Annotated in this window: 13 protein-coding genes, 1 pseudogene and 1 riboswitch; of the genes and pseudogenes, 7 read left to right on the forward strand and 7 right to left on the reverse strand. The window is 42.9% G+C overall.

What is annotated here, in order from left to right; all coding sequences use genetic code 11:
- Positions 1-54 precede the first annotated feature (54 nt).
- Positions 55-1,211 (forward strand): annotated as a pseudogene (locus AC4MRV_RS05830) (D-alanyl-D-alanine carboxypeptidase family protein).
- Between the two features lie 54 nt (positions 1,212-1,265).
- On the opposite strand, the gene AC4MRV_RS05835 reads toward AC4MRV_RS05830, so the two are convergent.
- Together AC4MRV_RS05835 and AC4MRV_RS05840 are read right to left on the reverse strand one after the other, a co-directional pair.
- Complete coding sequence (locus AC4MRV_RS05835) at positions 1,266-1,871, reverse strand: porin family protein (RefSeq protein ID WP_322414059.1); 606 nt, start codon at positions 1,869-1,871, stop codon at positions 1,266-1,268.
- Between the two features lie 348 nt (positions 1,872-2,219).
- Positions 2,220-2,801, reverse strand: a complete 582-nt coding sequence (locus AC4MRV_RS05840; protein WP_491186487.1) for a porin family protein — start codon at positions 2,799-2,801, stop codon at positions 2,220-2,222.
- Positions 2,802-3,144: 343 nt separating this feature from the next.
- Here AC4MRV_RS05840 and AC4MRV_RS05845 point away from each other — a divergent pair, with 343 nt between their 5' ends.
- Together AC4MRV_RS05845 and AC4MRV_RS05850 are read left to right on the forward strand one after the other, a co-directional pair.
- Positions 3,145-3,987: a winged helix-turn-helix domain-containing protein gene (locus AC4MRV_RS05845; protein ID WP_491186488.1), complete on the forward strand. Its 843-nt coding sequence runs from the start codon at positions 3,145-3,147 to the stop codon at positions 3,985-3,987.
- Complete coding sequence (locus tag AC4MRV_RS05850; RefSeq protein ID WP_491186489.1) at positions 3,972-4,451, forward strand: hypothetical protein; 480 nt, start codon at positions 3,972-3,974, stop codon at positions 4,449-4,451. Before AC4MRV_RS05845 ends, AC4MRV_RS05850 begins: the two co-directional genes overlap by 16 nt.
- 31 nt (positions 4,452-4,482) lie before the next feature.
- Here AC4MRV_RS05850 and gbpA read toward each other — a convergent pair whose 3' ends face one another.
- Positions 4,483-5,946 carry an N-acetylglucosamine-binding protein GbpA gene (gbpA, locus tag AC4MRV_RS05855; RefSeq protein WP_491186608.1) on the reverse strand — a complete coding sequence of 488 codons (1,464 nt, stop codon included), beginning with the start codon at positions 5,944-5,946 and terminating at the stop codon, positions 4,483-4,485.
- A 73-nt stretch (positions 5,947-6,019) separates the two neighbouring features.
- A riboswitch (cyclic di-GMP riboswitch) is annotated at positions 6,020-6,109 on the reverse strand.
- Positions 6,110-6,432: 323 nt separating this feature from the next.
- Between gbpA and AC4MRV_RS05860 the strand changes: the two genes are divergently transcribed.
- From AC4MRV_RS05860 to AC4MRV_RS05875, 4 genes are all read left to right on the forward strand, one after another.
- The gene (locus AC4MRV_RS05860) at positions 6,433-6,786 is read left to right on the forward strand and encodes a helix-turn-helix domain-containing protein (protein WP_491186490.1); all 354 of its coding nucleotides are present in this window, start codon (positions 6,433-6,435) and stop codon (positions 6,784-6,786) included.
- Positions 6,787-6,880: 94 nt separating this feature from the next.
- Positions 6,881-7,552, forward strand: a complete 672-nt coding sequence (locus AC4MRV_RS05865; RefSeq protein WP_491186491.1) for a DUF3313 domain-containing protein — start codon at positions 6,881-6,883, stop codon at positions 7,550-7,552.
- A gap of 9 nt (positions 7,553-7,561) precedes the next feature.
- Positions 7,562-7,777: a DUF3820 family protein gene (locus tag AC4MRV_RS05870; RefSeq protein ID WP_491186492.1), complete on the forward strand. Its 216-nt coding sequence runs from the start codon at positions 7,562-7,564 to the stop codon at positions 7,775-7,777.
- A 41-nt stretch (positions 7,778-7,818) separates the two neighbouring features.
- Entirely contained in the window at positions 7,819-8,061 is a 243-nt protein-coding gene (locus AC4MRV_RS05875) for a hypothetical protein (RefSeq protein WP_491186493.1), read from the forward strand.
- A 75-nt stretch (positions 8,062-8,136) separates the two neighbouring features.
- On the opposite strand, the gene AC4MRV_RS05880 is transcribed toward AC4MRV_RS05875, so the two are convergent.
- From AC4MRV_RS05880 to AC4MRV_RS05895, 4 genes are all read right to left on the reverse strand, one after another.
- Positions 8,137-8,766, reverse strand: coding sequence for a glutathione S-transferase family protein (locus AC4MRV_RS05880; RefSeq protein ID WP_491186494.1), 630 nt, complete (start codon positions 8,764-8,766; stop codon positions 8,137-8,139).
- A 14-nt stretch (positions 8,767-8,780) separates the two neighbouring features.
- Positions 8,781-9,983, reverse strand: a complete 1,203-nt coding sequence (locus AC4MRV_RS05885; RefSeq protein ID WP_491186495.1) for a YbfB/YjiJ family MFS transporter — start codon at positions 9,981-9,983, stop codon at positions 8,781-8,783.
- A complete protein-coding gene (locus tag AC4MRV_RS05890) occupies positions 9,970-11,802 on the reverse strand; it encodes an FAD/NAD(P)-binding protein (protein WP_491186496.1) in 1,833 nt (610 codons plus the stop codon). The genes AC4MRV_RS05885 and AC4MRV_RS05890 overlap by 14 nt, the downstream gene beginning before the upstream one ends.
- Before the next feature lie 276 nt (positions 11,803-12,078).
- Positions 12,079-13,308 carry an RNA polymerase sigma factor gene (locus AC4MRV_RS05895; protein ID WP_491186497.1) on the reverse strand — a complete coding sequence of 410 codons (1,230 nt, stop codon included), beginning with the start codon at positions 13,306-13,308 and terminating at the stop codon, positions 12,079-12,081.

A 13,308-nucleotide genomic window follows, 5' to 3' on the forward strand; every position in this document is an offset into this window, starting at 1 on the left:
AGGTTGTTTATACTCAAAGGGTTCCCTAATTCTAATAAGGCTTTTAGCGTTACTATGAGAAAAACGTTATTCGTATCATCCATTCTGGCGTTTGCTTCTTTTGGTGTCTCTTCTGCACCAACGATTATTCCTGATCCTCCAGTCATTGGCTCTAAGGGCTATATCCTCATTGATTACCATACAGGGGCGGTACTGGTGGAAAAGAACGCCGATAACCAGTTAAACCCAGCAAGCCTAACCAAGTTAATGACGGCTTACGTCGCTGGCCAAGAGGTCCAGAACGGCAATATCTCTCTTGATGACCAGGTGACGATCAGTGAAAGAGCTTGGGCAAAAAACTTCCCTGACTCCTCTAAGATGTTTATTGAAGTTGGAACTGAGGTATCTCTGAATGATCTGTATCGCGGCCTGATTGTACAATCGGGTAATGACGCAAGCGTGGCGATTGCAGAGCATGTGGCGGGGAGTGAAGGAGCATTCGTTAGCTTGATGAACAGCTGGGCGACAAAACTTGGGCTGACAAACAGCTCTTTTTCAAACCCACATGGCCTAGACAGCAATGAACTCTATTCTACTCCGCGGGATATTGCCGTTTTAAGCCAAGCAATCATTCGAGACTTACCTGCGATTTACCCACTTTATAGCGAACGCGCGTTTACCTATAACGAATCACCCAATACAACCGTAATGGCTTGTTACGAGATCGCAGTTTAAATGTCGACGGCATGAAAACTGGCTATACCAGCGGAGCGGGTTATAGCTTAGCGACTTCGGCTACCAATGGTGATATGAGACTGATCAGTGTCGTGATGGGCTCGAGTAGCACAAAAAGCCGAGAATCGGAAAGTAAGCAGCTACTGAGTTATGGCTTTAGGTTCTTTGACACCATCTCTCCAGCTAAAGCTGGTGAAACCCTCAGTGAGGTCAAAGTTTGGATGGGCCAAACAGACTCACTCAGTGTCGGTGTAAGCTCAGATAGTTTTTTAACTCTAAGTAAAGCTGACTCTTCGAAGTTGGTTGCTGAGATTGAAACTGATGGTGAGCTTACCGCGCCAATTTCTCAAGGAGAGAAAGTCGGCAACGTTATCTATACCGTTGAAGGAAAAGAGGTTGCTCGTGCAGATCTCGTTGCTCTCGAAGATGTTGAGCAGGGGAGTTTGTTTAAACGTTTGATGGACTGGATAAAGCGAACTATCTCCAGCTTCTTTTAGCTGAGATAGCCCTGACGTTGTAATCAGCGAGTCAATTGACTCGCTGTTTCTTAATTAGAATTTGTAAGTTGAACCAATGTAGAACGAACCTACAAACTGGCTGTAGTCTTCAAGGCCAACATCCATTACGTAGAAATCCGCTTCGTAACCTGCGCGAATAGCAAAACCGTTAAATGATGCTGGTGCGTATTCAATACCCAAACCTGAACGTACTGCACCGCCATTGTCGTCAAAATCCCAACCTTGTGCTGCGCCTGCGCCAGTCTCTTTGTAGTTAATTGAACCTAGGCCAATAGTACCGAAAGGACGTAGACCATTGTCAAATGTGTAACCTAGGTTAGCGGCTACAGTGAAGCTGCTGTGCTCAAGTTTGCCAAGTTTAGAACCAGATAGCTTAACATCAGTATCACCGTAGTTTGTGTATTGTGCTTCGATACCTACTATACGGTTAATTTGGTAACCAGCGATTAGCTTAACTGAAGTACCACTTGAGTCAGTAGATAGGTGACCTTGGCTACCTAACGCGTAGTTTGCATCGCTCACTAGGCCGCCGTCTTCAAAATTTGTGCTACCAAGACCTGCACCAAGATAAAAGCCATCGAAATCTTGTGCTGAAGCAAAGCTTGAAACTAGTGCAGTAAGCAGTAGAACTTTTTTCATGTTGTGTTTTCTCATTAATATTCGAACGGAAAAATTGAGCTGCAAACCTTATTCAGTTTTCATTCAAGTAACTAAACCGAAACCAAATAAAAAACACATTTATGTTTTATTTAATTGTGAGTGGGTTGAGCTATATCTGTAATTAAGTGATTGATAATTAAAAGTTTAATTTGTTGATAACTGTTTCTGTAGACACAAAATTTATAAAAATTGTTGGTTCGCTTTGTTTTTGAGGCTTGGTGGGCAAGTCTTATTTCAATTGATGGGAAGTGGTGGTTGTCATGGAAAGTAAAGTTTTGACCAAGAATGACTAAAGCGAGTAGTCAATACTACTCGCATCGACTTAAGTTAAAACTTATAAGTTGTGCCTAAGTACCAAGAACCTATAGATTGGTCGTAATCGCGGTCGGCCCATGTATCTTCTAATACATAGTAGTCAGCTTCATAACCCGCTCGAATCGTAAAGCCGTTAACTATATAAGGAGTGTATTCTAGGCCAGCACCTAACCGAACAGTGCTACCAGACTCATCTTTTGAGTGGAATCTATTTTTAAGTGTGTATTCAATAGACCCTATACCAAATGTAGCGAATGGGCGAAGGCCATTATCAAATGAATAGCCAAGGTTTGCACCAAGGGTAAAAGAACGATGTTCGATACCACCTGCTTTTTGATCAGATATCTCAATGCTTGTTTCACCGTATCTAGTGTATTGAGCTTCTATACCTAGAACGCGGTTGATCTGATAGCCTGCAATTAACTTGACCGTACTTCCCTTTGTCTCAGTGGAGAGGGGCTCATCAATTTCGTTGAAGATACCCCCGTCATCAAAATCCGTACTTCCAAGACCAGCACCTAAGTAAAACCCGTCAAAACCATGTGCTGAAGCAAAGCCAGAAAACAAGGCGGTAAGTAAGAGAGCTTTTCCCATTTTGTAATTTCTCATTTAGTAAGTGAACGAATGAATTAGGCCATGCACTTTACAAATTTGTGATCTCGGTAACTAAATTGAAAGCACACGAAATCGACATTTATATTTTGTCTCAATAGTGAGAAATTGCTTTGTTTTGATTGACTATGTTAGCTATTTGGCTGTTAAGTAAAGGTTTATTTTTAAATAACCATTTCTGTGTATTCTTGATTTATAAAAACTTATCGGTAGACTGTCTTTTTTCAAAATTTGGACCGGAGTACCTCTTCGTAGGTTATCTCTACTTTTCAGCTCGTGCTTACTGAGCTAGATAAGTTGCCTTCTAAACAAATTGAATGAAGTAATGCAAGCGATTCAGTTTTCGAACTTAACTTTAGAATGTGCAACACGGACGTTACGCAATCAAAATGGTAATAAAATAGTATTACGACCTCTGCCTTATGAGGTCCTGTTGCTATTGCTGCAAGCCAAAGAACCCGTATCACGTGAAGAACTTTTTGCCCAGTGTTGGGAAGGTATGGTTGTCACAGATCAGGCTTTGACGAATGTTATTTCTGGCCTGCGTAGGAATCTATTGTCTCTCAAAGCAAAAGGGACAGAGATTACAACAATTAGCAAAGTAGGTTACTACCTGCAGGCTGACTCTCTCGATATTCAATGGTTGGATAAACGCACAGAAGAATCTCTCAACATAGAAGAGACAAAAACGTCTTCTACAGATATAAAACCAAAGGCCTCGTCATTGCCATTTTGGAAGCAAAAGGTGATACAACCTTACATGTTAGGGGCTGTGTTTATGCTGACGACGCTGGCGACTTTGCTGTTACTCTTTTACTCTAAACCTATGGTCACCAAGCCTTCTTACATTAAAAAACATAAGTATGAGCATTTCTCAAATGGTGACACAAACTACTACCTCCATGATGTGACTGATGGGTTTATCGGTGTGTTTGAGTTGAAGCAGCAATTAGCAGCCTTGGTACCCACTATATGCGGTGCTGATGTTTATATAAGGCTATACCCTTCGCTTTATGAGCCAGACCAAGTCACATTGACGGTTTGGCTACAACAAGCCACAGGTAAGCGCAATCACATGTTGCACTTCTACCGGGTCGATAAGCATCACTTGGCGAGAAACATCGCAGACTCTTTGGATAACAAGGAGGTTCGATGCGAGTTGCATTAACTCTTTTCTTGGGTGTATTGACGGGTTTTGGCCTTTATTACTATTTCTTGAGTGATGTTGAATTTAGTGGCACGCGTTGGCATTGCTCGGAAACCAAAGCAGGCTTCAGCTCTGAAGCATATAAGCAGTATGCGAAGGTAGATGAACTCACTACCATGTATTTCCCAACCAACAATAGCGTGCTCTATTATCAATCTGGGGCTTTGCATCATAAGTCTGGGCTGGTTGAACCTTATGAGGTTGTTTTAATGGCCAAGAACAAAGTGACGGGGCAAAGAATGGAGCAAAGGTTTACGGGAGTGGACTGGAATCTAAAACCAGAACAGTCGCCGACCTTTATTCGAGATAAAAACAGTCTAGCGAGTTTCGAGTCCGACTTACATTTCTATATCGAAGGTAAGAAGCTGTTCTTCTATGGTAAAAGTGGAAGCGAAGATCTCAATATCGTGTGTCATCAGATCTAAAAAAGGGGCGATGTCGCCCCTCGTTACATGGTTAGTTCAGTTTGTCCCAAGCAGACTCCCAGTGCGAGCCTACACCAGGTTCGTAGTGGTTAGCCGACGGTGACCATTGCACACAGTACCCTGAGTATGGGAAAGACTTGCATTGGTATATGTTGCCATCACTAGCTAACACTTTAGTCCCTGCAGTATAGCTATCCATTCCTTCAGGGAAGACATGATCATACTCGTCTGATGGCGGTGGCGTCTGTTCTTCTACTAAGTGGAAGTCCATAGTATCTTGGTTAACCAGTGTTCCGTTGTCATCTTTGGTCACAACGACAAGCATATGATGGCCCGGCTCCGATTTGGCTAGAGTTAAGTTAACTGGCTCTGATTGTCCGTCCTCTAGTCGTTTTGAATATGACGCTAGAGCCTCTTTATGGTGGTTGTACACCGTCATTTCCGCATTGAGATTGCCAGTTGCTGATAGAGAAAGATTCAGCTCTGTTGGCTGGTCAGAAATTGTGTATTCAGACTGTAAACCGTCGACACTAAGATCCAGTTCTGGCTCTGTAGAATCGATCTTGTAACCAATTTCAACGCGTTCTAGGGTTGAGCCTGCTTTTAGATAAACTGGATTTGAACCATAGGTTGGCACAAATGAGCCGTCTTCCTTTAATTCCCCTGCGCGGATTAAATCTTGCTCATGGTTGATTTTGCTTGCTAAAGCATGTGCCCATTGATTCGCTTTTCCTTGTTCTTCACTGCTGATCTCGAGCTCTGTACTATAGCTAACATTTTCGCCGCTATGATCGAATACACGAGTAAACACAGTGTCACCAACACTAAGATCCATCGTTGGGTTAATTTGACCTCCTTGGTTCCAATCTGGATCAACAGGTAAATCACCATCAAACTTTACATCTATAACGTTGTAGAAAGATGCAGCGGTATCACCCACATCCCATACTGCGAGAATTACGTGGTAGCCCTCGCGCGCAGGGACATTACATAAATGACTGACACGCTTTGGCGGTTGAACCATGTTTCCATCGACAACACAAAATGGTTGTAAATCAAATGACTGGCGAGCAAGAGGTTGATTTGGATTCCAGTCTGGTTTGGTGATGTAATATTTCCAATCTTTAGTTACGTGGTTGGCTGTAAATGTCCACTCAAAATATTGTTGACCTGATTGAATCGGACGCTTTACCCAGCGACTAGCAGTTTGTTCATCTAAGGCGGCCGCGAGAGATGTTTCTGCACTAGCGATTTTTCCATCACGCGGCCCTGATTCTGGGAAACCGTCAGGCCCTTCAACGCTTTGTGGTTCGTATTGAATTGCACCGCATTGAGTGTTTTTTTCGTTTGTATCGCTGGTTGGGAATTTACATAAAGCAGCGCGACCTTCCGCGACACCATTGCCATAGGCGGAAACGTAACCATGAGCAGCGGCCGTGCCACTTATCGTCATTAGAGCGATTGCGATTAAAGTTTTTTGAGGGAGTTGATTCATCATCTGTCCTTTATTAGTTTGCTGACAAAACAAGATGACACCTCGGCATACGTAACACTCAATATTAAAGCTCAGTGGCAGCTCCGCTATCATAGACATAGTTAATGTCGACAGACCGGTGGCTTTGCGTCCTAACTTTTCAGATAGTTTGCCAGAAGTGCGTATGAGCACGCGAAATGTAGTGAATGTTTTGGTTAAAAGCGATAATCAATCATAGTTTGTGGAAGCATATTCTCGATTTGAAATTTCTGACATCAATTGACTTGATTAATTCATAATAATGATATGAATAAGATATTAAAAACAAAGGGTTAAGTTTTTAATTGTATAAATAATTTGTATATATTCGTTGTTGGGATTCGCGAATAACTGACCGAGTAAGAAAGAATCTGAACCAAACCTTTAAGCTGCCATAACGGTTACCTGACATCCCGGTGTATGAAAACGCTGACAATTCATTTCAGCAACGTATACAAAGGAATCATCATGGAATTCACTGAGCAAGACCGAGAGGCTCTCTATCAAACTTGGATGTCAAAAAAGTCGAAAATGCGTTTGACCCAAATGGAATTTGCCAAAAAGTTGGGTATGAATCAGCTAACCTTCTCTCAAGTATTGAGAGGCGAGCGACCTATGACAATGTCATTTGTGAGCCATTTTTGCCGTCATTTACAGCTTGAACCTAGGCACACCTTTCCTTCCCTGAAAGAGCAGAACCCCAGTGGACCAACAGTGGTTTACCTAAAAAGCAGAATGAGTGTTGATGGTGAAATACAAAATGCCTACATTGAGGGCAATCAAGTGATTGTGGAATATGCTCATACGGTGCATGACGCATAATTTCATGAAATCGGTGGCACTCTGAGACATAGAGTTCGACTAATTTATATTTATAATATAGCATTCCATTTGTCTGTGTGTGAGAGTGCTATTTATGAAGTTGACAAAATTACTGATTCTTTTCTTATCTGCCTTTGTTCTAGCTGGATGCGCAAATGGGCCAATCAAGCGCCCGACCAAGTTCACGACTTATGAAGACTTTAAGCCTGGGCCCTCGGGTGGTGTAGATTTAGTTTGGGCACGTATCGGTCTTCAAGATCCAGATCGTCTTCGAGCTAAATTAAGTGAATACGACTCAGTGGTGATAGACCAAGTATTTGTCGTCACAGATGAAAGCGCACTGGACGGGGATGATATCAAAGAGCTTAGTGAGCATATGGTATCAAGGCTTACAGAGAAAATTAGTCCATATAAAAGTGTTGTCCAATCGCCAACAGGAAAAAGTCTACGTATTAGTGTCGCTTTAAGTAACATCGAAACGCCTAACCCTGTGCTTGCTGTCACGAGCAGCGTGTTACCCGTAGGGCTCGCTATTTCCACAATTTCAAAGGTCACGACTGGTGAACATACCAATGTTGGTAGCGCGAGTGTAGAGCTATTGGTGAGCGATGCTCAAACAGGTAAACCTCTTTTTGCTGCGATAGATCGCGAAGCTGGCAACAAAGACTTTTCTACCATTATTGATTCCTTAGATGATGCGAAAGACGCGATTAACTATTGGGTTGATCGATTAGGTGTTACTCTTAAGGGCTGGGAACAACCTTAGAATGGTAAGATGTTAGAAAAAGAAAACTTATTGAAGCTCGCTAGGATGCAAATGCCATTTGGTAAATATGCAGGAAGAGTGCTGATTGACTTACCTGAAGAGTATTTGCTTTGGTTCGATAAGAAAGGTTTCCCTGAAGGGGAATTAGGTGAACTGCTTAAACTCTGTCTGGCGCTAAAAATAGAAGGCTTAGATACTGTTGTTAAGCCTTTAAAGCGCATGTAACCTGCCACACAAACTCTCTATTGTTAATTAAAAGAAGTACTATGAATTTAGATATTGATGCTTTGAAACATCACCAATTGGTTGAAGACGGTCAACTAGAGGGGTGTTACATTCATCAGCCTGCTCAGGGCAGTGAACAAGATGACAAAGCCGTGTTGACAGAGCGCCAAGCTCTAGAAAGTATGGGGTATAAGGTAGTGCAAGTTAAGGCTAAAGGTAGAACAACAACGTTTGCCGAGGCCATGCAGCAACTAGCGCAGAAGACGGGGCACCAGCTGCAGTAATCAACAGTAGTCCCGTACTAACATCAATTGCTTTTAAAAAAGAGTCAAGCGGTCAGGTTGACTCTTTTTTCTTAACTAATCACCCAGCTCGCTAAAGTGAGGTTTATTGGAAAGCGAATCGAGGCTCAACTTTTCTAATGTTTCTTTGAAAGGCGAAGCTTGTAAGGCGGTGATAATAATGTCGCTCTCCTTCTCTGAAAGAAGGCTAGAATGCCTGAACAAAACGTAATCCAATGCCACATGTAGGTACAAGGTCGAGAAATCAGGTTTTAGCAAATCATGAGTGTCATTTAGCTGCTCGATGATTGCTTGAATACATCTTTGTATACCGCTTTTTCCTCTTTCCACTAGCACATTGTGTTCAGCGTCGAAACGGCTTAACGCAGCGCAGCGAAATGACACTTCCATTAGCGTTTTACTTAACCCTAATAACGACATACGTTTGGGAGCGTTAGCCTTGGTCATTGAGAGTGTCTCTATTGGGTGAGTTTGTAGTAAGAACTCGCAAATCGTCAAACTCTCGCTAAGTGCAATTCCATCAGCAGTTTCTAAAACTGGTATGGTACTAAACGGATTGATTGTGACCAATACCTGTGGGGTTTGCCATGGATCGACCCATTCAAGTTCTAATGGTGCATGGCACATATATGCGGTAGCTAACACCGCCCTAGAGAATGGAGACGTATCATTTAAATATAATTTCATGAGCGATTCCTTTGCTACGAACTTATTTGAGCAGCATTCAACATCTGCTGTTTAGGTGATGTAAATGCGATGCAGAGTATGGATAAAATGAGTGCACTCGCACTTATCATAAACAGGGCGTTATAACTGGTGAGCTGCGGAGCATAGTGAGCCATCACAAAGCCTACAACACCTTGAGATATTGCAAAAGCCATTGTCATTGCCCCCCAAGATTTCGTATGGAGCTGCGGCCCAACGATTTCTAGGGTATAAGTGGATACCAGTGTTACGGTGCCAGGTGTGAACATACCAACCAGTAGAGATGAAGCAAAAAGCGCCATTTCACTGGTGCTTAATAGTGGAAGAGCTACCCCCAATGCTTTGCAACAAAACGCGGCTAATAGTGCTTTTTTAAGCCCAAATTTGTCTCCAAGTATACCGGTAACTATTGGCCCTGTAGCGGCTCCAATGCCAAAGACTGCCCAATAAAATCCGCCGCTTGAAAAGCTCATTTCTAGCTCTCGAACAATATAGTCAACCCAAAAGAGCGTATGAGGTAAATAACCAATAGCGTTAAACGTATAGGCTAACAGCACGCAGCCTATGCTGACACGCTCGTTTTTAGATAAAGCATCAAAAGTCGATGGGCTTTTAGCACAATGCTTTGGCTTTATCTCAGTTGACCATGCGTTCCAAGTTAGAACAGTAGCAAGGAATGCTATCACTCCCATACCTAACCACGCACTTTCGACACTTTGGTAGATCAGTAAAGGTATGATGGTTCCTGAAATCATGGCACCAAGACCAATCCCCGAAAAAACAACACCACTGATTCGTGCTTTCATCTCTTGTGGGTGAAGGCTCGCGATCACAGGTGGCGCGAGCACCATAAGAACAGCTCCCGATACACCCGCAATAGTTCTCAGTGTTAAAAACCATTCAAACGGAGCTGACTTCAACGCGCAGCCAAGATAGCTAAAGCTACTCAGTAAGAGAGAGGCCCGTATAAGTGTTCCGGTAGAGCAATATCGCTGTAAAAAGCTTGAAGCTGGTGCACCGAAGATATAGCCAATCAGTGTTGCTGCACCCAGAATAGAGGCATCTTCGCTTGAGAACCATCCGCTCTGTATGAGTACTGGCATCAATGCTATGTAGGCAAATCGGCCAATACCATTCCCAACTAATGTCGCCGCTAGTCCTGCGAGGGTAAAGCGGTTTAGTAGTTTAACTTGTGACATGTTGTTTACCTTCCATTGGTGTGCAAGACAACTGTTTGAACAAGGTATTAACTGCTCGACCCGCATCGACAATTGCCGTGGAGTTAACACCTGGTCTAGGTACGATGAAGGTGTAAAACTTATTACCTTCTGTCGGCATACCCAATGCCCAGATGTTGCTTTGCTCTATACCGTTAGCATCTATTACATTCATGTCCTGTGTTACATCAATACCACCTGGATGGTAATTACCATTGAAATAGAGCCTTGTGTATTTTTTTACTAAAAGGTTTTGCCAGAGTTTAGTTCCGTCATCTTTTGGACTATGCATTGAGATCTTTGCATGAATCTTTATGTCAGCTTGTTCTTCTAGCTCAGGCCACACCGTTGATTTGAGAGTGATTGAGTTAGTACTCGAACAAGTCATTACCTCAGGCGAGGGGCCAAGGTTTAACTTGAGGACACCACTTTTTAGTAAGGCGACCATCTCTTCAATTCTTTCTTTTGGTGGACCTACCGCGATTCGATTCATCAAAGGAATAAACACAGAATCAACCCAGCGATGTGACTCTTCGCTAAGACCTTTAAAGTCGATAACATCTCGAATAATGTCTCTTAAGTCTCGTAATACATCACTAGCAGATTTAATTGGGCTACTAATGTTTCCTTTTTTTGCTTCTTTAATGTCGGCTTCAAGATAATCAATCAGCCACGCAATGAATACTTCCGGAGACTTTAGCGCGTAGTTTGGGACTGGATCTGCCAGCTTCTCCCAGCTAAACCTGTCTTCAATTGGAATTGTTTTCGCAACTAAAATTTCCTGTTCGTTCGGATAAGAATATAGGAACTGGTTACAGAATTTTTGTGCAGCGATTAGCCCTTTCTTTTGGCTTAGGTAGCTTTCGTAGTAGGCATATTCCATGTCTTTGATAAGCAAAGGGAGTACATCAATGACAAAATTGATGGCCCCCTGTTTTCTAAACGTAGCGACCTTTGAAGGTGTTAGAAACTTTGCATGATATTGCTCAGATGTGCCTTTTTGGTTTTCAGCCCTACCCGACAAAGGCAAGCCGGTACGAGAATATGCGATGATCCGGGGCTCGTTTCCAGAAGGAGAGTATTCAAGGCAACCATTTTGAGTACGGATGAACTTACCGCCTCGCCCAATAGACAGTTCAGCCAGAATGTCGCACGCCGTTAGCCCAAGACCTTGGAGAGCAACAGTTTGATCCGAAGATATATATTTGAGCTTTTCTTTAACCGGGTATGGATTGGTTATTTCTAGCGCATTATCGGGTTCGATGTATTTGGCTTTTGTGTGTCCTGTTGTTAAGTAAAGGTATTCAACATTGGTGACAATATTTCGGTCATCTCGTAAATTCCAGGAATGGTTGTCTAACTTATCGATATCAATCACTTCACAAGGTACATAGTCGATCGTGATGTGAGGTGCCGAGATATCAACAAGATAGTGAAATACCCAGTTCAGATATTCTCCAAATAGAGAGCGAGAGTAGTACTCGTTGGGCAATACGGTTTTAGGGCTTAATTCATCCTTCGGCCTTTCACACAACCATTGGTAAAAAGTAGGCCCAGAAATAACATTCCTAGCTTCACTAACGCTTTCGTCGGCGAACATAGTGATTTGAGAGCTCACTGTATTTACGAGTAAATGGTTCGGTTGCTTGACATCATGACATCCAGCACCTGGAAGGTTCGGGTCAAAGACTTTTATGTTTATTGGTTTGTGCGGAGTATCTATTGAGAGGGCGACGATACGCTCTAACACGCTTAGTCCGCGAGGGCCAATACCAATGATGCCAACTGTATGTTTGTTCATAGAGAGCCTTTATTGTTTTATTTTTCTTTATTTGAGTTGTTAGTGTTTTTGTTAATTGATATGCAATAAAATTAACATCTCGCACGCTACCATTAGGTTTGAATGCTCTCAATTAGAATCTTTACTCTAACTTTTCGGCTTTGAAGGGAATCTACATTTTATGTAAATTTTCAGTTCGTCATTTACAAACAAAGTTACCCATTTCTTGATAAAGATGATTATCTGTAACGGGGGGGGGCTGGTGGAAGGGAGGAAATGAGACTGTTAAAGAGTCAATCAGCTAGTGACTGCTCGTAATCTCGACTTCAAAAATTCACGTGTCGCTACACTCGGAGCCCTCTCAATAGCAAGAGTGTAAAAGTGGCTAGCCTCTTCATTTTGTCCTAATTTACTGAGAATATGCGCACGTGCCGCATACCAAGGTTGGTAATCTTTCAGCTCTTCTTTTAACTCATCCAATTTTTTGAGTGCTGACTTGGGGTGCTCGGTTTCTGCAATCACGACTGCCCAGTTCAAAGCAACAACTGGAGTCGGTTCGAATCGCCATAGTGATTGATAAAGCAAAGCCATCTGATGCCAATCGGGGCGGGGCTTTGCCATATGACAATCTGCAAGAGCTGCCTTGATCTGAAAAGGTCCTGGTTGTCTTTTTTCTAGTGCATTGGCAAGAAGCTGGTGAGCTTCATCAATACAACTTTGTTGCCAGAGTGAAGCGTTTTGTTCCTCAATAGGCACCATGGTTTCATCTTCATTTAGTCGAGCCTTGCTTCTGGCATTCGTAAGCAACATCAATGCAAGCGTACCTTCTATCTCCGGATCATTGGGTCGCAGTTGGTTGAGAAGTCTGGCCAAAAAGATACCCTCTTGGCATAAAGAACGAGAGCACTCAGCCTCGATGACATAGCCAGTGGTGAATATCAAATAGATGGTTGTTAACACCGTGTCTAATCTATCATGCCATCTATCTGTATCTGGCACTGAGAAACGAATACCTTTGGCTTTTAACTTTGCTTTTGCACGATAGAGACGCTGTCCCATGGTTTGTTCGTTATCAAGAAACGCGGCTGCAATTTCCTTTGTGGTCAAATTGCAGACGGTACGCAACGTTAAAGCGATACGCGACTTTTCTTCCAAGGCTGGGTGACAACAGGTAAAGATAAGGCGCAGACGTTCATCAGGAATAGTTTCAGAAACATCATACGCCGTATTATCAAAGGAAGTGCAAGCAAGGTCACCCGCTTTACTTCGTTCTCGTTGCACCCCTCTAAAATGGTCTATGCCTTTGTTTAAAGCCACTCTCATTAGCCAAGCGGTAGGGTTATGAGGCGGGCCAGAACGAGTCCAGTGCTTCAACGCCGCAATTGACGCTTCCTGTAGGGCATCCTCGGCCACTTGAAAGTCATCAAGACGTGAAATCAGCCCAGCCAAAAGCCGCGCTCTATCTTTACTCAAGACATCATGGATAATATGACTGACAGCGATAGCTTTTGAAGGGGCATTATTCAT

It is taken from the genome of Vibrio sp., from assembly GCF_984391705.1.

Coding starts and splice junctions, on each gene's coding strand:
- AC4MRV_RS05835 (WP_322414059.1), bottom strand. CDS start 1,871: ATGAAAAAAGTTCTACTGCTTACTGCACTAGTTTCAAGCTTTGCTTCA.
- AC4MRV_RS05840 (WP_491186487.1), bottom strand. CDS start 2,801: ATGGGAAAAGCTCTCTTACTTACCGCCTTGTTTTCTGGCTTTGCTTCA.
- AC4MRV_RS05845 (WP_491186488.1), top strand. CDS start 3,145: ATGCAAGCGATTCAGTTTTCGAACTTAACTTTAGAATGTGCAACACGG.
- AC4MRV_RS05850 (WP_491186489.1), top strand. CDS start 3,972: ATGCGAGTTGCATTAACTCTTTTCTTGGGTGTATTGACGGGTTTTGGC.
- gbpA (WP_491186608.1), bottom strand. CDS start 5,946: ATGAATCAACTCCCTCAAAAAACTTTAATCGCAATCGCTCTAATGACG.
- AC4MRV_RS05860 (WP_491186490.1), top strand. CDS start 6,433: ATGGAATTCACTGAGCAAGACCGAGAGGCTCTCTATCAAACTTGGATG.
- AC4MRV_RS05865 (WP_491186491.1), top strand. CDS start 6,881: ATGAAGTTGACAAAATTACTGATTCTTTTCTTATCTGCCTTTGTTCTA.
- AC4MRV_RS05870 (WP_491186492.1), top strand. CDS start 7,562: ATGTTAGAAAAAGAAAACTTATTGAAGCTCGCTAGGATGCAAATGCCA.
- AC4MRV_RS05875 (WP_491186493.1), top strand. CDS start 7,819: ATGAATTTAGATATTGATGCTTTGAAACATCACCAATTGGTTGAAGAC.
- AC4MRV_RS05880 (WP_491186494.1), bottom strand. CDS start 8,766: ATGAAATTATATTTAAATGATACGTCTCCATTCTCTAGGGCGGTGTTA.
- AC4MRV_RS05885 (WP_491186495.1), bottom strand. CDS start 9,983: ATGTCACAAGTTAAACTACTAAACCGCTTTACCCTCGCAGGACTAGCG.
- AC4MRV_RS05890 (WP_491186496.1), bottom strand. CDS start 11,802: ATGAACAAACATACAGTTGGCATCATTGGTATTGGCCCTCGCGGACTA.
- AC4MRV_RS05895 (WP_491186497.1), bottom strand. CDS start 13,308: ATGAATAATGCCCCTTCAAAAGCTATCGCTGTCAGTCATATTATCCAT.